Source organism: Streptomyces sp. NPDC088817, from assembly GCF_044750345.1.
In the GTDB taxonomy this organism is placed as follows: Bacteria; Actinomycetota; Actinomycetes; order Streptomycetales; family Streptomycetaceae; genus Streptomyces.
This window is the reverse complement of record NZ_JBIVJN010000018.1, coordinates 192446-210910: the sequence shown is the minus strand read 5'-3', so window position 1 is coordinate 210910 and position 18465 is coordinate 192446. Positions and strand designations below refer to the sequence as shown.

Genomic DNA, 18465 nt, shown 5'->3' with positions numbered 1-18465 from the left:
TGAGACACCACCGAACACCCTGCAATACCGCTTTGACGGGCCGGAAGAGGCCCCTGTCCTGATCCTGGGTCCCTCACTGGGCACCACATGGCACATGTGGGACCGGCAGGTCCCGGAGCTGACGAAGCAGTGGCGTGTGTTCCGGTTCGATCTGCCGGGACACGGGGGAGCGCCCGCGCACCCCGCCGACTCGGTCTCCGACCTGGTGACCCGCCTGCTGGCCACCCTGGACGGTCTAGGGGTGCAGCGTTTCGGCTACGCCGGGTGCGCGCTCGGCGGCGCGATCGGCGTCGAACTGGCGCTGCGCCACCCGGAGCGCCTCGCCTCCCTCGCGCTGATCGCCACCTCGCCGCGGTTCGGCACCGCCGACGAGTTCCGGCAGCGCGGGGTGATCGTCCGGACGAACGGGCTCGACCCCATCGCCCGCACCTCCCCGGAACGGTGGTTCACCACCGGGTTCGCCGCCGCGCAGCCCGCGATCACCGAGTGGGCCGTGCAGATGGTGCGCACCACCGACCCCGGCTGCTACATCGCCGCCTGCGAGGCCCTGGCCGTGTTCGACGCCCGCGCCGACCTCGGCCGCGTCGGCGTTCCCACGCTGGTCCTGGTCGGCTCCGACGACCAGGTCACCGGCCCCGCCGAGGCACGCACCCTGGTCGCCGGCATACGCGACGCCCGCCTGGCCGTCGTGCCCGGCGCCTCCCACCTGGTGCCGGTGGAGCAGCCCGTCGCCGTGACCGATCTGCTGGTGCGGCACTTCTCCAGCGCCTGGCACCCCGGTTTCGAATCGACCACCGGACACATCGCGGTCGTCGGCTCCCCGGCCAAGCCGGTGCTCGCCGCGCCCCCGCAGTCCGCGCCCATCGCCGAGATCGCCCCGGCGCCCGTACCGGCCGTGGCGGCTGAGGGGCCGGACCGGTACGACACCGGTCTGAAGATCCGCCGCGAGGTGCTGGGCGACGCGTACGTGGACGGGGCGCTCGCCGAGGCGGAGGACTTCTCCGGCGACTTCCAGGAGTTCCTGACCCGCTACGCCTGGGGCGAGATCTGGGACCGGCCCGGCCTCGACCGGCGCACCCGAAGCTGCGTCGCCCTCACGGCCCTGGTCGCGGGCGGCCAGCTCCAGGAGGTCGCCGCCCACACCCGGGCCGCGCTGCGCACCGGTCTGACCCCGGACGAGATCAAGGAGGTGCTGCTGCAGACCGCGGTGTACTGCGGGATCCCCGCCGCGGGCGCCGCCTTCCGGGTCGCCCAGCAGGTCATACGCGAGGAGACCACGCTCACGGAGTGACGCCTCAAGGCGTGATCCGGCGACCGTGCGCCGCGCGCCCCCTGGGATCCCTGGACCGCCCGCGCGCCCGGCGCACGGGTGGTCCACGCTGGGTGTATGAGACTCACGAAGTTGTCGCACGCCTGCGTACGCCTGGAGAAGGCCGGGCGGACGCTCGTCATCGACCCCGGTGTTTTCAGCGAGCGGGACGCCGCGTCCGGCGCCGACGCGATCCTGGTCACCCATGAGCACCCCGACCATTTCGACGAGGGCCGTGTGCGCGCCGCCCTGGACGCCCGTCCCGGCGCCGAGATCTGGACCCTGAAGTCCGTCGCGGATCAGATCGCCGCCGCGTTCCCGGGCCGTGTCCACACCGTCGGCCACGGCGACACCTTCACCGCCGCGGGCTTCGACGTGCAGGTCCACGGTGAGCTGCACGCGGTGATCCACCCGGACATCCCGCGCGTCACCAACGTCGGCTACCTCGTCGACGGCGGCCGCGTCTTCCACCCCGGCGACGCGCTCACCGTGCCCGAGGCCCCGGTCGAGACGCTGATGCTGCCGGTGATGGCGCCCTGGAACAAGATCTCCGAAGTGATCGACTACGTCCGCGAGGTCGCCCCCCAGCGCACCTACGACATCCACGACGCCCTCCTCACCGACCTGGCCCGCCCGCTCTACGACCACCAGATCGGCACCCTGGGTGGCGCAGAACACCTACGCCTGACACCGGGAGCCACGGCAGAGCTTTGAGCCGAGCCTTCGACCCCCGGCCCCCTGCCCCGGGCCGAGGGTGTTGTCCGTGGTGACCGGTAGGTTGTGAGGCATGCGTATCGCGACCTGGAACGTGAACTCGATCACCGCCCGACTGCCCAGGCTGCTGGCCTGGCTGGAGAGCAGCGGCACGGATGTGCTGTGCCTCCAGGAGGCCAAGGTCGCCGAGGATCAGTTCCCGTTCGACCAGCTCCGCGAGCTGGGCTACGAGGCGGCGGTCCACGCCACCGGCCGGTGGAACGGTGTGGCGGTGCTCTCCCGCGTCGGCCTCGACGACGTGGTCCGCGGCCTGCCCGGCGACCCCGGCTACGAGGGCGTGGAGGAGCCCCGGGCCATCTCGGCGACCTGCGGCCCGATCCGCGTCTGGTCGGTCTACGTGCCCAACGGCCGCGAGGTGGACCACCCGCACTACGCCTACAAGATCCAGTGGTTCGAGGCCCTCAGGGCGGCCGTCGCCGGCGACGCGGGCGGCAGCCGCCCCTTCGCCGTCCTCGGCGACTACAACGTCGCGCCGACGGACGACGACGTCTACGACCGCGCTGCCTTCGAGGGCTCCACCCACGTCACCCCGGCCGAGCGCGCCGCCCTGACCGCCCTGCGCGAGGTCGGCCTCTCGGACGTCGTCCCCCGCCCGCTGAAGTACGACCAGCCGTTCACGTACTGGGACTACCGCCAGCTCTGCTTCCCCAAGAACCGCGGCATGCGCATCGACCTGGTGTACGGCAACGAGCCCTTCGCGAAGGCCGTCTCCGACGCCTACGTCGACCGCGAGGAGCGCAAGGGCAAGGGCGCGTCCGACCACGCCCCCGTGGTGGTGGACCTCGACGTCCAGTGAGGCCCCGGCCCCCGTACGGTCCGCGCGCCTGTGGTGCGGCCGGGGGTGCGGATGTCACCCTGGGGCCATGGACATCCCTTTCCTGGACAGGTGGCGCAAAAGGCGGGACTCGTCCTTCGGTGCCGTGGTGTTCTCCGAGGGAACCGCGGGATCCGAGAGCCGGGCGGGCCTCGCCCAACTTCTCTCCGAGTGCGAGCTGTTGCGCTCCCAGGTGTCCGGCACGGGCCTGCGGCTCGACGACTCGGCCGCCTCCCTGGAGGCGTTGGACCAGTTGCTGCCGCGCTGGCGCGACGACGAGGAGACCCTGACCTGGCTCGGCAACGACGTCGGTCTGTACCTGGGCACGGTCGTCGTACGGACCGTCCCCGGCGCCGGCTGGGAGATCGGCCCCGGCGGCCGCCCGGTCGTCCGGCTGGCCTCCGGACGCGAGATCGACGTGGTGACCGCCGGGCACGACTGGGCCGACGCCGGCGCACCCGAACTCTCCCAGCTCTACGCCGAGATCGCGGAGGTCTGAGCGCCCGGACGAGCGGGTCGGCGGGGCCGCCCGAGCGCGTTTCCGCACACCGCCGGGACCGGCGGGCCCGACCTCGACTACGATGTTCCGCTCGTCCTAGTGATGATGGCGCCTCGGCCCACCGCCACCTGGACGGGGACGCTGCTGCAGGGTGAGGCACCCCCACGGCGGCCCCTCGATCGTAGGGGGCAGCAGGTCACAGAGAGCCATACCCGGCCGGCGGCAGCCGGAGATCACTGCTCGCGCGGCGGGACGGACCGACATGACGGACCGTCCGCCGACGAGGAGAAGGTCAGCTGCGCGCCGGACGGGTTGTGCTCGCCCAGCGCCCAGCCCCCCCCAGCCCCCAGCCTCCAGGGCACAGCGCCCCTCGCCACGCGACCCCGGATCCACGCCAAACGGCGCCCTCCGGGCACACCCCGCAAATTACGTGCTGGTAACACTTGTTGACGGCTCGGCCTCCGGCTCCGGCAGCGGGGTCCGCGCCGCGCGGGTCACGTCCGCGACGAGTTCGACCACGTCCGGGCCGTAGGCCTCGGAGTTGACCACCTTCAGCAGCAGTACGAAGGAGCCGCTGCCGTACTTGCGGGACAGGCGCTCGTGGTTGCGAGCCAGGTAGCGGGTGCCGGCCTGGTTGTCGATCGCGCGCTGGCCGCAGAACAGGAACACCGGCCGGGTGCCGCTGCGCTCGCCCGCGGTGAGACGGGCAAGCAGGACGTACTCCGTGACGCCCGGGTCCATGCGGTAGTGCTCGGTGCCGATCTGGAAGGCGCACCGGTCGCGGCCGGGCTTCCGGTCGGTGTTCACCCGCACGCCCGGCAGCATGGCCGCCATGTGCGCGACCATCCGCCGATTCGACCCCGGACCGCCCACACAGAATTCCGTGCGCTCGCCGAATCCCTGATGGACCGTGTCCTGGGTGACCATCTGGGCGTTCGCCCCGCAGCTCTTGATCAGGGCGGCGAGTTCGAGCAGGGCGAAGACGTCGAACCGGTGCACCGCGAGTTCCGCCGTCGCCGGGTCGCGGTTGACCACCAGCAGCGACTCGGCGTGGTCGGGCAGCCCGAGGAAGGCCTGCTTGCGGCGCAGCTTGCGCCGCCACAGATAGGTGCGGGCCAGCCAGCCGAACGCGGCGCTGACCGCCGTCGCGGCCACGCCCAGGACGATGTTGCGCACGTCGTCGTTCATGGCCGCGCATGGTAGCCGGTCCGGCGCACCTTTGTTCGACACTCGACTGGCCCTGCCACCCTGACGAGAGCATGGCAATGAATTAGGCTGCGCGAACGGTCAGGCAACCGAACCACAACGAACGTGGAGGTGCGGATGCGTCGCCCTGTCGCACGGAAACTGGCGGTCCTGGCGGTCTCGGCCGCCGTGGTGTCGGTGGGCGCCGCGGCCCCACCCACCGCCCCGCAGAAGGCGAAGCCGAGACCGGTCCAGAAGGTCCCCGTGGCGGCCGGCTACGGCGGCGCCGTGGCCAGCGTCGACGCGGACGCCTCCGCCGCCGGTATCGAGGTGCTCAGACAGGGCGGCAACGCCGTCGACGCGGCCGTCGCCACCGCCGCCGCCCTCGGCGTCACCGAGCCCTACTCCGCCGGCCTCGGCGGAGGCGGCTACTTCGTCTACTACGACGCCCGTTCCCGCACGGTGCACACCATCGACGGCCGCGAGACCGCCCCGCTGAGCGCCGACGCCGGCCTCTTCGTGGAGAACGGCAAGCCGCTCTCGTTCGACGACGCCGTCAGCAGCGGTCTGAGCGTCGGCACCCCGGGCACGCCCGCCACCTGGCAGACGGCGCTGGACCAGTGGGGCACCAAGCGCCTGGGCGCGGTCCTGAAGCCGGCCGAGAAGCTGGCCCGCGACGGATTCACCGTCGACGAGACCTTCCGCTCGCAGACCGCCGCCAACGAGGCCCGCTTCCGCTACTTCCCCGACACCGCCAGGCTGTTCCTGCCCGGCGGGCAGCCGCCTGCGGTCGGCTCGACCCTGAAGAACCCCGACCTCGCCCGCACCTACCAGCAGTTGGCAGCCAAGGGCGTCGGCGCGATCTACCAGGGCGACATCGGGAAGGACATCGTCAGGACCGTCAACCGCCCGCCCGTGGACCCGAAGTCGGGCTGGAACGCCCGTCCGGGCAAGCTGTCCGCCAAGGACCTCGCCGCCTACCGCGCCAAGATCCAGGCGCCCACCCGGACCTCGTACCGCGGTCTGCGGGTGTTCTCCATCGCGCCCTCCTCCTCCGGCGGCACGACCGTCGGCGAGGCGCTCAACATCCTTCAGCGCACGGACCTCGCCACGGCGAGCGAGTCCCAGTACCTGCACCACTTCATCGAGGCGAGCCGTATCGCCTTCGCCGACCGTGGGCGCTGGGTCGGCGACCCCGCCTTCGAGGACGTGCCCACGAAGGAACTGCTGTCGCAGAAGTTCGCCGACTCCCGCGCCTGCCTGATCAAGGACGACGCGGTCCTCACCAGCCCGGTCGCACCCGGCGACCCGCGCCACCCCGCGGCCTGCTCCCGCGGCGGCACGGCCGCGCCGACGACGTACGAGGGCGAGAACACCACCCACCTGACGGTCGCCGACCGGTGGGGCAACGTCGTCGCCTACACCCTCACCATCGAGCAGACCGGCGGCAGCGGCATCACCGTGCCCGGCCGGGGCTTCCTGCTCAACAACGAGCTGACGGACTTCTCCTTCGCCCCGGCCAATCCGGCCGTGCACGACCCGAACCTGCCTGGCCCCGGCAAGCGGCCCCGCTCGTCCATCTCGCCGACGATCGTGCTCGACCGGCTCAACCGGCCGGTGGTGGCGCTCGGTTCACCGGGCGGGGCGACCATCATCACCACCGTGCTGCAGACCCTGACCGGGTTCCTCGACCGGCATCTGTCCCTGGTCGACGCGATCGCCGCACCGCGTGCCAGCCAGCGCAACGCCGCCCAGACCGAACTGGAACCCGCCCTCTACGACAGCGTGTTGAGGAAGCAGTTGGAGGCGATCGGCCACTCCTTCAAACTCAACCCCGAGATCGGCGCCGCCACGGGCATCCAGAGTCTGCCCGACGGCAGGTGGCTGGCCGCCGCGGAGAAGGTGCGCCGGGGCGGAGGCTCGGCGATGGTGGTGACTCCGTCACCCTGAACGGTCACACGGCCGGGGCCCGCCTCCCGAGAGGGACGGCGGGCCCCGGCCGTTCCCGCGCTCACTCCGCCGACGAGGGCGGTGATGACGGTGAGGGTGGTGAAGACGGGGGAGGCGCCGGCTCCTCCTTGCCCTTGTTCTGGGCGTCGAACGTGAGCCGGTCGTCCTTCGCGTCCACCACGACGCGTCCGCCCTCGCGGACCCGCCCGGCCAGCAGCAGCCGGGAGAGCTGGTTCTCCACCTCGCGCTGGATGGTGCGGCGCAGCGGACGGGCGCCGTACTCGGGCTGGTGACCGCGCCGGGCCAGCCAGTCCACGGCCGCCTCGGTGAACTCCACCGTGACGTCCTGCGCGTGCAGCAGCCGGCGGGTCTTCTCCAGCAGCAGGTCGGTGATCTGCCGCAACTGGTCGGCGGTGAGCTGACGGAAGACGACGATCTCGTCGATCCGGTTGAGGAACTCGGGCCGGAAGTGCTCGCGCAGCGGCCTGAGGATCTGCTCGCGCCGCGCCTCCTCGTCGGCCTCCGCGCCGCCCGCGCCGAACCCGATGCCGCCCCCGCGCCGAGTGACCGCCTCCGAACCCAGGTTGCTGGTCATCACGATGACGGTGTGCGTGAAGTCCACCGTACGGCCCTGGGAGTCGGTGAGCCGCCCGTCGTCGAGCACCTGGAGCAGGATGTTGAAGACGTCCGGGTGCGCCTTCTCCACCTCGTCCAGCAGCAGCAGCGAGTACGGATGCCGGCGCACCACCTCGGTGAGCTGGCCGGCCTCCTCGTGACCGACGTACCCGGGCGGGGCGCCCACCAGCCGGCTGACGGTGTGCCGCTCCTGGTACTCGCTCATGTCCAGGCGGACCATGTGGTCCTCGCTGGAGAACAGGACCTCGGCCAGCGCGCGGGCCAGCTCGGTCTTGCCGACACCGGTCGGGCCGAGGAAGAGGAAGCTGCCGATCGGCCGGTCGGGGCTGGCCAGTCCGGCGCGCGAGCGCAGCACCGCCTCCGAGACCGCGCTCACGGCCTCGTCCTGGCCGACGACCCGCTGGTGCAGGTGCAGCTCCAGACCGAGCAGGCGCTCCTTCTCCTCCTGGGTGAGGCTGCTGACGGGGATGCCGGTCTGCCGCGACACGACCTCGGCGATGGCCTCCGCGGTGACCTCCAGATGCTGGCCCTCGTCGGCCTCGCCGTCACCGGTGGCCTCGCCGATCCGCTGCTTCAGCTCGGTGATCCGGTCGCGCAACTCCGTCGCCCGCTCGTACTGTTCGTCCGCGACCGCCTGGTCCTTGTCCAGGGCGAGCTGCTCGACCTCGCGCTCCATGGCCCGTACGTCGGTGCCCTTGGTGCGCGCCCGCAGCTTCACCCGGGCGCCGGCCTGGTCGATCAGGTCGATCGCCTTGTCGGGCAGACGGCGCTCCGTCAGATGGCGGTCGGACAGGTCCACGGCGGCCGCCAGCGCCTCGTCGGTGTAGCGCACCTGGTGGTGGGCCTCGTAACGGTCGCGCAGCCCGCGCAGGATCTCCAGCGCGTCCGCGGTGGACGGCTCGGGCACCAGGATCGGCTGGAACCGGCGGGCCAGCGCCGCGTCCTTCTCGATCCGCCGGAACTCCTCCAGCGTCGTCGCGCCGACGATGTGCAGCTCGCCTCGGGAGAGCGCCGGCTTGAGGATGTTGCCCGCGTCCATCGCGCCGCCCTCGCCGCCCGCACCGGCGCCGACGACGGTGTGCAGCTCGTCGATGAAGACGATCAGCCGCTCGGAGTTGGCGCGGATCTCGGTGACGATGTTGTTCAGCCGCTCCTCGAAGTCGCCCCGGTACCGGGTGCCCGCGACGACGCCCGTCAGGTCCAGGGCCACCACACGGCGGCCGATCAGGATGTCGGGCACGTCCCCGTCGGCGATCCGCTGCGCCAGACCCTCCACGATGGCGGTCTTGCCGACCCCCGCGTCGCCGATGAGCACCGGGTTGTTCTTGCCCCGCCGGGAGAGCACCTCGATGGTCTGCTCGATCTCCTGCTCCCGCCCGATCACCGGGTCGATGCGCCCCTGCCGGGCCAGCTCGGTCAGATCGCTCCCGTACCTGTCCAGGGTCGGTGTCGAGGAGGACCGCTGCCGTTCCGCCCCGGGTGGCGCGGCGGCCTCCGGGGTCTCGGGCGGCAGACCGGAGGAGGCGAACCGGGCCGCGTTCAGGATGTGCCCGGCCGCCGAGTCGGGGTTCGCGGCGAGCGCGCTGAGCACGTGCTCCGGGCCGATGTAACCGGCGCCGCTGGCCCGCGCCATGTCGTGCGCGTCGAGGAAGGCCCGCTTGACGGCAGGGGTGAGCGAGAGGGAGGTCGGCGGCGGGACCTCGCCCGGCGGGTGCTGTACGGGGCCCGCCCGCTCGTCGATCTGGGTCGCGAGCGAGTCGGGGTCCGCACCGGACCGGCTGAGCAGACTGCGGGTGGGCTCGGTGGAGAGCGCGGCCCGCAGCAGGTGCTCGGTGTCCAGATCCCGGCTGCCGTGCTCAGCGGCGTACAGCGCCGCGCCCCGCACCAGCTCCCGGGCGGGCTGGCTCAGCAGCCGGCCGATGTCTACGTGCCGGGGGCCGGAGCGCGGTCCGCCGAAGAAGCGGGCGAAGAGTTCACCGAAGGGGTCGCGGTCGCGGTCGCCCTCCGGGCCGTTGAAGCCGCTGGTCATCGCTGTCCGTTCCCTCGCTGACAGTGGCTCCCGCCGGGTAACCGGGTGGGGGGCGTTTCATGCCACGATGGCATGGTCCGGTTCGTGGGGCATGTTCGGAGCGCCCACGCGGCGGAGCCGCACATCGACCCGGCCCCGCGCCCCCGGGCAGGTGGCTCACCGCTCCGTGAGGACGCGCGGGCCCGATTCCGTGATCGCCACCGTGTGTTCCGCGTGGGCCGCGCGGCTGCCGTCGTTCGTGCACAGGGTCCAGCCGTCCGGGGCCGCGTGGTAGTCGTCCGTGCCGCCGGCGATCAGCATGGGCTCGATGGCGAGGACCATGCCGTGCCGCAGGCGCATGCCCCGGCCCGGACGGCCCTCGTTCGGGACGCCGGGGTCCTCGTGCATGTGGCGGCCGATGCCGTGGCCGCCGAACCCGTCCGGGATGCCGTAGCCCGCCGCGCGGCACACCGAGCCGATGGCGTGGGCGATGTCGCCGATGCGGTTGCCGAACACGGCTGCCTCGATGCCCGCGGCGAGCGCGCGCTCGGCGGTCTCGATCAGCCGCAGGTCCGCGGGGCGCGGCCGGCCGACGACGAGGCTGACCGCCGAGTCGCCGACCCAGCCGCCGAGCTGCGCGCCGAAGTCCAGGGAGAGGAGGTCGCCGTCGCGCAGCCGGTACTTCGTGGGGATGCCGTGCACGATCGCGTCGTTCACCGAGGCGCAGAGCACCGCGGGGAACGGGGTCGGGGCGAAGGACGGCCGGTAGCCGAGGAACGGCGAGGTCGCGCCCGCCTCCCGCAGGACGTCGTGGGCCACCTCGTCCAGCTCCAGCAGGGACACTCCCACGCCGGCGGCCTTGCTCGCGGCGGTCAGGGCCCGTGCCACGACCTGGCCGGCCTCGTACATCGCGTCGATCGACGCGTCGGTCTTCAGATCCACCATGCCAATTACTATACCGGTATTTGAATCGCGATAGGATGCCCGTATGGTGCGCACACCCCTGACCCCCGAGGAGCGCGAGCGCGGCGAGCGGCTCGGCCGTCTGCTGCGCGCGGCGCGCGGCGACCGCAGCATGGCGCAGGTCGCGGCGAGCGCGGGTATCTCGGCCGAAACGCTGCGCAAGATCGAGACGGGCCGAGCCCCGACGCCGGCCTTCTTCACCGTCGCCGCCCTGGCCCGAGTGCTGGGCCTCTCCATGGAAACCCTGGCCGAACAAAGCACACTGACCGCAGCGTAAGCCGCCCCCCACCTGCGGTGGGCGGACGTGTGGGGTACTCACGGGGGTGAGATGTCCGGATCGCCCCGGTGGCGCGGGTGTCGTGCCTCCGGCCGGCCCACGCCCGCCAAGCGGTGACGCGTCCGAGCGCCCGCGCCCGGCGGGGTGTGGCGTCCGGTCTGTTCGCGGTGGCTACGGTTGTGCGGCCCCCGGTACGCCTGGTGATGGCGGGGCGTGAGCCACCGGGGCGCCTACGCCGGGCGCGGCGTGAGGCGTTGCGCCGCCCGGGCCGGGCGGGCGTGTGGGCGTCCGCCCGCGCCCGGTGGGAATGTGCAGGCGTCCGTACCGCCCGCGGTGGCTGTCGGCGTGGGTGGAGCACCGCGGGCGGTACGGGTCTCAGGGGGTGGACGGCGTGTCGGTCCTGGAGGGGCTGCCCGGGGGCGGAACCGACGGGCGGTGGGTCGGCACCGTGCCGGTGGTGCGCCGGACGGTCCTGGGGCGGCTGGCCGCCCATCCCATCAGGCCCGCGTTGTCCAGCGCGCCCACCCACAGGTCGGCGAGCGCGGCGGCCTCGGGGCCCGGTCGCGGTCCCACCCCGACCACCTTCAGGCCGGCGCCCACCGCGGCCCTCAGCCCGTTGACCGAGTCCTCCACGGCCAGGACGTCGCCGTCGTCCACGCCCAGGCGGCGCACGGCCTCCGTGTAGGTGCCGGGGTGCGGCTTGGGGAGTACCTTCTCGTCGGGTACGACGATGTGCTGGAAGTGGTGCCGTAAGCCCACCGCCTCCAGGGAGAACTCCACCACGTCCGCGGGGCAGTTGCTGGCCACGGCCAGCGGCGCGACCCGGCTCAGGATCGTCACCAGCCCCTTGGCTCCGCGCGCGGCCACCGGCTCGCGCGCGACGAGGGTGCGGAAGGTCGTCAGCAGCCGCTCGGTCATCTCCCCGGCGGCTTCCGGCTTCCCGGCGACGCGTGCCATGAGGGCGCCGCACTCGGTGTAGTGGAGCCCCTTCGCGCGCTCCGTGAAGTCCGGGCCCGGTTCGCAGCCGAAGTCCCGCAGGACGCTGATCCGGGCCTGCTGCCAGTGCTGTTCGGAGTCCACCAGTGTGCCGTCGCAGTCGAAGACGACGGCCGCGGGGGTCCAGTCGAGGTCGAACATGTGATGTGTGGCCATGTGCTCTTGCCGTTCTGGCGCGGGACGGATCTGCCGGAGAGCGGCACGGTCCGCCGGTCGTGGATGTCGGCGCCTGTCGTGCGTCACGCGTTTCGAAACGGCGTGAACTCGCAGGCGGACAGGGATGGTTGAGGAGTGAGGTGGGCACACGCACCGCACTGCGTGGTTTCCGGGAATCAATCCGGAACCGGAAACATAATGAACGTTACGCTCCACTTGACCGGTCGCGGATATTCATCGCCGCAATACGCACGTGTGGGTGACACCTCACGGGTATCGAAATACGCCCTCGGCCGTCGTGATGCCGCCCTGCCGGAAAAGGAACGCGCCGGTACGGCCCTGGGCGGAGCAGTGAATGACGGCGGGCGGAGCGTGTTCGGTGAACCGCAGCGCCGACATCCGGCAGGCGACGGGCCGCACCAGCCGCCCTCCGCTGCGCAGGGCGATCGCCTGCCGCGCCGCCTCGAGCAGGGCCGTTCCGGGCACATGGTCCGTCCCGTGGTCGAACAGGAACGGGTGACGCGGATCGGCGGGGCACACCAGCAGCTCCCCGCCGGCCAGGGCCACGACGGCGTCCGCCTCCGACGCCAGCCCCAGCAGGGCGGGTTCGGGCCGCGGCCAGGCCGCGGGCGGCACGGACGCGCCGGCGCCGGTCCGGAGCCGGGCGTAGCGCTCGGCTCCGAGGAACCGGGCTCCGCCCGCCGCGCGGGCGAACGGCCGCCGTCCGGCCAGGAAGTCGACCCGCATGCGCAGCCCGGTCGGCGCGCCCCCGTCACGGTCGGTGCGCAGGCCGCCCACCTGCGCCAGGCAGGTGACCTCGCTGGCCCCGTGGGGTGCCGCCGGTTCCGCGTCCACGTCCAGGGCGTAGGACAGGTCGTCGATCAGGAAGCGGGCCGTGGGGGGTACGCCGAGGTGGCGCAGCGGGATGTAGATGCCGAGCTGGCGCAGGGTTTCGACGATCATCCAGGGGCTGTGCCGGTCGTCGCGCCCGCGGGGGAACGTGGGGTGCGAGCGCGGCCACGCGGCGGCGGCGCAGTAGGAGAGCGGACCGTGCGGGCGGACGTCGGTCAGCAACACCTCGGCCACGGAGGTCCGGTGGACCAGTTCGCGTTCGACCGTGCGGGACCGGCCGAGGGAGGGGAGGGGGGAAAGGGCGGTGGGGCCGCCGGATCCGGTCGACGGTGTGCGGGAATCCCGTGTGCGTGATCCGGAGTCCATGGAAAAATGCTAATAAGACTATTAAGAGTTTCGCATGTTGGGCTCTCCCGGCGGTACCGCAAAGGCCGATAGATTCCTCCCCGCCACGCACCTACGGACGAGGGAGACGCGTGCAGGAACGGGCGGAGGAAACCCGCAGAGCCGTATTGCAGGCAGCAGCTCACCTGTTCTTCGAACGGGGTTACGCGGGGACCAGTATCGCCGACATCAGTACACGGTCCGGCCGCACCAGCGGGGCCATCTACTTCCACTACACCAACAAGGAACAGCTCGCCCTCGCCGTCGTCGAAGCCCATTTCGCCGCCTGGCCGGCCCTGGTCGCCCGGCACGAGTCGGTGGCCGAACCCGCCCTGGAGAGGCTGGTGCGGCTGAGCTTCTCGGTCGCGCGGGCGTTCCGTGACGACGTCGTCGTACGCGCCGGAGCGCGGCTGTGGGCGGAGCGGCGGTCCATCGACGTGGAGATGCCCCCGCCGTTCGTGGACTGGATCGCCACCGTCGAACGCATGCTCGTCGCCGCCCGCGACGAAGGCGCTCTGGCCCCCGGGACGGAACCCGGCCGGGACGCTCCCACCCTGGTCGCCGCCTTCTTCGGCCTCCACACGCTCTCCGACGTCCTCGACGACCGTCTGCTGATCGAGGACCGCCTGACCGCCCTGTGGCTGCTGCTGCTTCCCGGGCTCCAGGCCGCCCCCGCGCCCCGCGAGCTGCCGGCCGGGGTGAGCGCCCCGGTCCCGGCCTCGCCGTGACGTCCCTAGAGCACCGGCTCCCGCGCGATCACCCACCGGAGTGCGAAACACGATCGACTTCGCGGGTTGACGACAATGGTCTTGGCAAGCCAGGAGAAGAGGCTTACGTTCGAGCCTCTAGGCCTGTTCTACGGGCGTAGAGGCTCTGACGTACGTCGAAGGAGCAGCTCATGGCCAACGTCGTCCGTGCGGCCCTGGTCCAGGCCACCTGGACCGGCGACACCGAGTCCATGGTCGCCAAACACGAGGAGCACGCCCGCGAGGCGGCCCGTCAGGGGGCCCGGATCATCGGGTTCCAGGAAGTCTTCAACGCGCCGTACTTCTGCCAGGTCCAGGAGCCCGAGCACTACCGCTGGGCCGAGCCGGTGCCCGACGGGCCCACGGTCCGGCGCATGCGGGAACTCGCCCGCGAGACCGGCATGGTGATCGTCGTCCCGGTGTTCGAGGTCGAGCAGTCCGGCTTCTACTACAACACCGCCGCCGTGATCGACGCCGACGGCAGCTACCTCGGCAAGTACCGCAAGCACCACATCCCGCAGGTCAAGGGCTTCTGGGAGAAGTACTACTTCAAACCCGGCAACCTCGGCTGGCCCGTCTTCGACACCGCCGTCGGCCGGGTCGGCGTCTACATCTGCTACGACCGCCACTTCCCGGAGGGCTGGCGGCAGCTCGGTCTGAACGGCGCCCAGCTCGTCTACAACCCCTCCGCCACCCACCGCGGCCTGTCCGCCTACCTCTGGCAGCTGGAACAGCCGGCCGCCGCCGTCGCCAACGAGTATTTCGTCGTCGCGATCAACCGCGTCGGCCGGGAGGAGTACGGCGACAACGACTTCTACGGAACGAGTTACTTCGTCGACCCCCGCGGACGGTTCGTCGGAGACGTCGCCGACGATGCGAAGGAGGAACTCCTCGTCCGCGACCTGGACTTCGACCTCATCGAAGAGGTGCGGCAGCAGTGGGCCTTCTACCGCGACCGCCGCCCCGACGCCTACGAAGGGCTGGTGCAGCCGTGAGCGACCTGTACGACCGTCACCGCGCCGTCGCGCCCGACTGGCTGGCGCTCTACTACGAGGACCCGATCGAGATCACCCACGGCGAGGGCCGGCACGTCTGGGACGCCGACGGCCGCCGCTACCTCGACTTCTTCGGCGGAATCCTCACCACCATGACCGCCCACGCGCTGCCCGAGGTCACCAAGGCGGTGACCGAGCAGGCCGGCCGGATCATCCACTCCTCCACGCTCTACCTCAACCGCCCGATGGTCGAACTGGCCGAGCGCGTAGCCCAGTTGAGCGGCATCCCGGACGCCCGGGTGTTCTTCACCACCTCCGGCACCGAGGCCAACGACACCGCCCTGCTGCTCGCCACCACCCACCGGCGCAGCAACACGATCCTGGCCATGCGCAACAGCTACCACGGCCGCTCCTTCAGCGCCGTCGGCATCACCGGCAACCGCGGCTGGTCCCCGACCTCCCTGTCCCCGCTCCAGACGCTCTACGTCCACGGCGGTGTACGCACCCGAGGCCCCTTCGCCCACCTGAGCGACGCCGAGTTCACCGCCGCCTGCGTCGAGGACCTCAGGGACCTCCTCGGCCACACCCGCCCGCCCGCCGCGCTGATCGCCGAACCCGTCCAGGGCGTCGGCGGTTTCACCTCCCCGCCCGACGGCCTGTACGCCGCCTTCCGGGACGTGCTCCAGGAGCACGGCATCCTGTGGATCTCCGACGAGGTGCAGACCGGCTGGGGCCGCACCGGCGACCACTTCTGGGGCTGGCAGGCACACGCACGCAGCGGACCGCCCGACATCGTCACCTTCGCCAAGGGCATCGGCAACGGCAGCTCCATCGGCGGGGTCGTCGCCCGCGCCGAGATCATGAACTGCCTCGACGCCAACAGCATCTCCACCTTCGGCGGCACCCAGCTCACCATGGCCGCCGGCCTCGCCAACCTCAACTACCTGCTGGAACACGACCTCCAGGGCAACGCCCGGCGGGTCGGCGGACTCCTCATCGAGCGGCTGCGGGCCGTCGCCGCCCAACTGCCCGGCGTACGGGAGGTCCGCGGACGCGGACTGATGATCGGCATCGAGCTGACCCGGCCGGGCACGGACGAGGCCGACCCGCAGGCGGCCACCGCCGTGCTGGAGGCGGCCCGGCAGGGCGGCCTGCTCATCGGCAAGGGCGGCGGACACAGCACCAGCGCTCTGCGCATCGCCCCGCCGCTGTCCCTGACCGTCGCGGAGGCCGAGGAGGGCGCCGCGATCCTGGAGGGCGCACTGCGCGCCGCGTACTGAGCGCCATCGGAGGTGGACCGAACCGCACAAAGAGGGGAACGTCGCCATGACCACCGCCTCGGAAACACCCCCGACCACCTGGAACCCACAGGAACCCGCCCTGTCGGTGCGCCAGGTCCTCACCATGGAGCGGGTGCTCGCGGGGGAGCCCGAGGTGGTGGCCGGCGCCGGCCACCTCGACCGGCCCGTGCGCTGGGTGCACGTCGCCGAGGCCGCCGACGTCGGCGTGATGCTCAGCGGCGGCGAGATGGTCCTCACCACCGGTGTGCTGCTCGCCGGCGACGAGGAGAAACAGGCCGAGTACATCCGCTCCCTGCACCGCGCGGAGGCCGCGGCCGTCGTCCTGGGCCTGGGCCGGGCCTTCCCCACCCCGCCGGACGTGATGCGCCGGGCCGCCGAGCGGTGCCAGCTCCCCCTGGTCGTCCTGCACCGTCCCTTCCCCTTCGCCGAACTGACCGAGGAGGTCCAGTCCCGGCTGGTACGGCGCAAGTTCGCCTCCGTCAGCCTGTCGGAGGCCGTACGCACCGCCCTCACCGCGCTGATCACCGCGGGCGCCCCGCTCCAGGCACTGCTCGACGAGATCGCCCAGCACACCGCCTGCCCCGTCGTCGTCACCAACCTCGCCCACCGCGTCCTGGCCACGGCGGGGGAGCGGCCGGCGGTCGACGACGTACTGCGGGACTGGGAGCGCATCTCCCGGCAGGCCGGCGCGGGCCAGGGCGACGGCTGGATCCGCGCCGAACTGGGCGGGCGCGGCGAGCGCTGGGGACGCGTCGTGCTGTGCGGCCACCGCGGCGACAACGCCACCGGACGGCTGCTGGCCGACCGCGCCGCCGAGGCCCTCGTCCTGCACCGCATGCTCGGCGGCAACGCCGGCTGCTCCTGGGAGGAGCAGTCCGCGCAGGGCCTGCTCACCGACCTCGTCGGCGGAGCCGTACCGGCCCGGCAACTGCTGCCCCGGGCGCGCGCCGCCGGACTGCCGGTCAACCGGCGCACCTTCGTCCCCCTGGTCGTACCGGACGGCGAGGTGGCCGCGCTCGACCGGCTGCTGCGCCTGCTCGGCCTTCCCGGGCTGGTCGCCGAGGTCGCCGAGGGCGCCACCGCCGTGCTGCTCAGCCTCGCCCGCGACCAGGACGCCGACGCCCTCACCGGGCACTTCGCGGCCCGGCTGCGCGACGGATCCGGCACGCACCGCACGGTCGTCGCCGCCGCGGACGCCCGCACCGTATGGGACGACGTGCCCGCCGGGCTGCGCGAGGCCCGGCACGTCGCCCAGGCCGTCGCCGACTCCGCCGACGCCCTGGACCTCCCGGCCGTCGTACGCCTCAAGGACGTCCACCTGCGGGGACTGGTCCGGCTGCTGCGCGACGACCCGCACGTGCAGTCCTTCGCCGAGCGCGAGCTGGACGGACTGCTGTGCCGCGCCGACGACGACCTGCTGTCCGTGCTGCGCACCTACCTCGCCACCGGCCGCAACAAGTCCCGCACCGCCCAGCTCCACCACGTCTCCCGGCCCGCGCTCTACCGCCGCCTGGAGTCCATACAGGCGTGCCTCGGGGTGGACCTCGACGACTTCGAACAGGCCGCCTCGGTGCACATCGCGCTCCTCGCGCACGACGCCCAGCAGGAGTGAGCCGGCCGCACGGCCGGGAGAACGGCGGTGAGACATGGGACGGACCCGGAGTGACACGGTGGCACGCCCCGCCCCCGCAGACGTGACACGGTGCACCTCAAAGCGGAGCCGCCGGCTTTCTACGCTCCCCGCACATCCAGCGAGTGGAGGTCCCGATGAGCAAGGTGATCCGCGCCGCCCTCTTCCAGACCGCGTGGACCGGCGAGAAGGAATCGATGATCCAGGTCCACGAGCAGGCGGCCCGCGACGCGGCCGCACAGGGCGCCCAGGTGCTCTGCTTCCAGGAACTGTTCTACGGACCGTACTTCTGCCAGGTCCAGGACCCCGCCTTCTACGAGTACGCCGAGCAGATCCCCGAGGGCCCGATCGTGCGGCGCTTCCAGGCGCTCGCACAGGAACTCGGCCTCGTCCTGGTCCTGCCGATGTACGAGGAGGAGCAGCCCGGCGTCCTCTACAACACCGCCGCCGTGATCGACGCGGACGGCTCCTACCTCGGCAAGTACCGCAAGACCCACATCCCGCAGGTCAGGGGATTCTGGGAGAAGTTCTACTTCCGCCCCGGCAACAGCGGCTGGCCGATCTTCGACACCAAGGCGGGCCGGATCGGCGTCTACATCTGCTACGACCGGCACTTCCCGGAGGGCTGGCGGGCCCTCGGACTGGCCGGCGCCGAGATCGTCTTCAACCCGTCGGCCACCTCGCGCGGCCTGTCCGGCTACCTGTGGCAGCTGGAGCAGCCGGCGGCGGCCGTCGCCAACGAGTACTTCGTCGGCGCGATCAACCGGGTAGGCGTCGAGGAGTACGGCGACAACGACTTCTACGGCACCTCCTACTTCGTGGACCCGGAGGCGCAGTTCGTCGGCGAACCGGCGAGCGACAAGGACACCGAACTCGTCGTGCGCGACCTCGACCTGGCCAAGCTGCGCGAGGTCCGCGACCGCTGGCAGTTCTACCGCGACCGCGCCCCGGGCACGTACGAGCCGCTGACCGCGCCCTGACCGGGGACCC

The 18465-nt window shown here is 72.2% G+C and carries 16 protein-coding genes; 11 read left to right on the top strand and 5 right to left on the bottom strand.

All coding sequences use genetic code 11. From position 1 onward, the window contains the following. The 4 genes from ACIP4X_RS29280 to ACIP4X_RS29265 form a co-directional block, all read left to right on the top strand. Positions 1–1291, top strand: a 1291-nt coding sequence (locus tag ACIP4X_RS29280) for an alpha/beta fold hydrolase (protein WP_401351340.1), incomplete at its 5' end; no start/stop codon positions are given. A gap of 96 nt (positions 1292–1387) precedes the next feature. Beyond that, complete coding sequence (locus tag ACIP4X_RS29275; protein WP_358729985.1) at positions 1388–2023, top strand: MBL fold metallo-hydrolase; 636 nt, start codon at positions 1388–1390, stop codon at positions 2021–2023. 73 nt (positions 2024–2096) lie between these two features. Then, on the top strand, positions 2097–2879 hold the full coding sequence (locus tag ACIP4X_RS29270) for an exodeoxyribonuclease III (protein WP_358729986.1): 783 nt from the start codon (positions 2097–2099) through the stop codon (positions 2877–2879). 67 nt (positions 2880–2946) lie between these two features. Next, the gene (locus ACIP4X_RS29265) at positions 2947–3396 is read left to right on the top strand and encodes a DUF6278 family protein (RefSeq protein WP_358729987.1); all 450 of its coding nucleotides are present in this window, start codon (positions 2947–2949) and stop codon (positions 3394–3396) included. Positions 3397–3822: 426 nt separating this feature from the next. Here ACIP4X_RS29265 and ACIP4X_RS29260 read toward each other — a convergent pair whose 3' ends face one another. Then, the gene (locus tag ACIP4X_RS29260; protein ID WP_358729988.1) at positions 3823–4584 is read right to left on the bottom strand and encodes a hypothetical protein; all 762 of its coding nucleotides are present in this window, start codon (positions 4582–4584) and stop codon (positions 3823–3825) included. A 135-nt stretch (positions 4585–4719) separates the two neighbouring features. Between ACIP4X_RS29260 and ggt the strand changes: the two genes are divergently transcribed. After that, positions 4720–6531, top strand: coding sequence for a gamma-glutamyltransferase (ggt, locus tag ACIP4X_RS29255; protein WP_358729989.1), 1812 nt, complete (start codon positions 4720–4722; stop codon positions 6529–6531). Positions 6532–6592: 61 nt separating this feature from the next. On the opposite strand, the gene ACIP4X_RS29250 is transcribed toward ggt, so the two are convergent. Together ACIP4X_RS29250 and map are read right to left on the bottom strand one after the other, a co-directional pair. After that, positions 6593–9196 (bottom strand): ATP-dependent Clp protease ATP-binding subunit, encoded by a 2604-nt coding sequence (locus ACIP4X_RS29250; protein WP_358729990.1) that lies wholly within the window; start codon positions 9194–9196, stop codon positions 6593–6595. A gap of 156 nt (positions 9197–9352) precedes the next feature. Beyond that, entirely contained in the window at positions 9353–10120 is a 768-nt protein-coding gene (map, locus tag ACIP4X_RS29245; protein ID WP_391455009.1) for a type I methionyl aminopeptidase, read from the bottom strand. A gap of 43 nt (positions 10121–10163) precedes the next feature. Between map and ACIP4X_RS29240 the strand changes: the two genes are divergently transcribed. Then, positions 10164–10415 carry a helix-turn-helix domain-containing protein gene (locus ACIP4X_RS29240; protein WP_391455008.1) on the top strand — a complete coding sequence of 84 codons (252 nt, stop codon included), beginning with the start codon at positions 10164–10166 and terminating at the stop codon, positions 10413–10415. 375 nt (positions 10416–10790) lie between these two features. Here the strand turns inward: ACIP4X_RS29240 and ACIP4X_RS29235 are convergent, their stop codons facing one another. Both ACIP4X_RS29235 and ACIP4X_RS29230 read right to left on the bottom strand, forming a co-directional pair. Continuing rightward, on the bottom strand, positions 10791–11567 hold the full coding sequence (locus ACIP4X_RS29235; RefSeq protein WP_391455007.1) for an HAD-IA family hydrolase: 777 nt from the start codon (positions 11565–11567) through the stop codon (positions 10791–10793). Between the two features lie 267 nt (positions 11568–11834). Continuing rightward, positions 11835–12785, bottom strand: a complete 951-nt coding sequence (locus ACIP4X_RS29230; RefSeq protein ID WP_391455006.1) for a ScbA/BarX family gamma-butyrolactone biosynthesis protein — start codon at positions 12783–12785, stop codon at positions 11835–11837. 110 nt (positions 12786–12895) lie between these two features. On the opposite strand from ACIP4X_RS29230, the gene ACIP4X_RS29225 reads away from it, so the two are divergent. The 5 genes from ACIP4X_RS29225 to ACIP4X_RS29205 all read left to right on the top strand — a co-directional run bounded on the left by ACIP4X_RS29225 (position 12896) and on the right by ACIP4X_RS29205 (position 18455). After that, positions 12896–13531 carry a ScbR family autoregulator-binding transcription factor gene (locus ACIP4X_RS29225; RefSeq protein WP_358729995.1) on the top strand — a complete coding sequence of 212 codons (636 nt, stop codon included), beginning with the start codon at positions 12896–12898 and terminating at the stop codon, positions 13529–13531. Between the two features lie 170 nt (positions 13532–13701). Next, positions 13702–14544, top strand: coding sequence for a nitrilase-related carbon-nitrogen hydrolase (locus ACIP4X_RS29220; protein WP_391455005.1), 843 nt, complete (start codon positions 13702–13704; stop codon positions 14542–14544). Then, entirely contained in the window at positions 14541–15824 is a 1284-nt protein-coding gene (locus ACIP4X_RS29215; protein ID WP_358729997.1) for an aspartate aminotransferase family protein, read from the top strand. The genes ACIP4X_RS29220 and ACIP4X_RS29215 overlap by 4 nt, the downstream gene beginning before the upstream one ends. Before the next feature lie 46 nt (positions 15825–15870). Next, positions 15871–17457 carry a PucR family transcriptional regulator ligand-binding domain-containing protein gene (locus ACIP4X_RS29210; protein WP_391455004.1) on the top strand — a complete coding sequence of 529 codons (1587 nt, stop codon included), beginning with the start codon at positions 15871–15873 and terminating at the stop codon, positions 17455–17457. A 155-nt stretch (positions 17458–17612) separates the two neighbouring features. Further along, a complete protein-coding gene (locus ACIP4X_RS29205) occupies positions 17613–18455 on the top strand; it encodes a nitrilase-related carbon-nitrogen hydrolase (protein WP_358729999.1) in 843 nt (280 codons plus the stop codon). Positions 18456–18465: the final 10 nt, after the last annotated feature.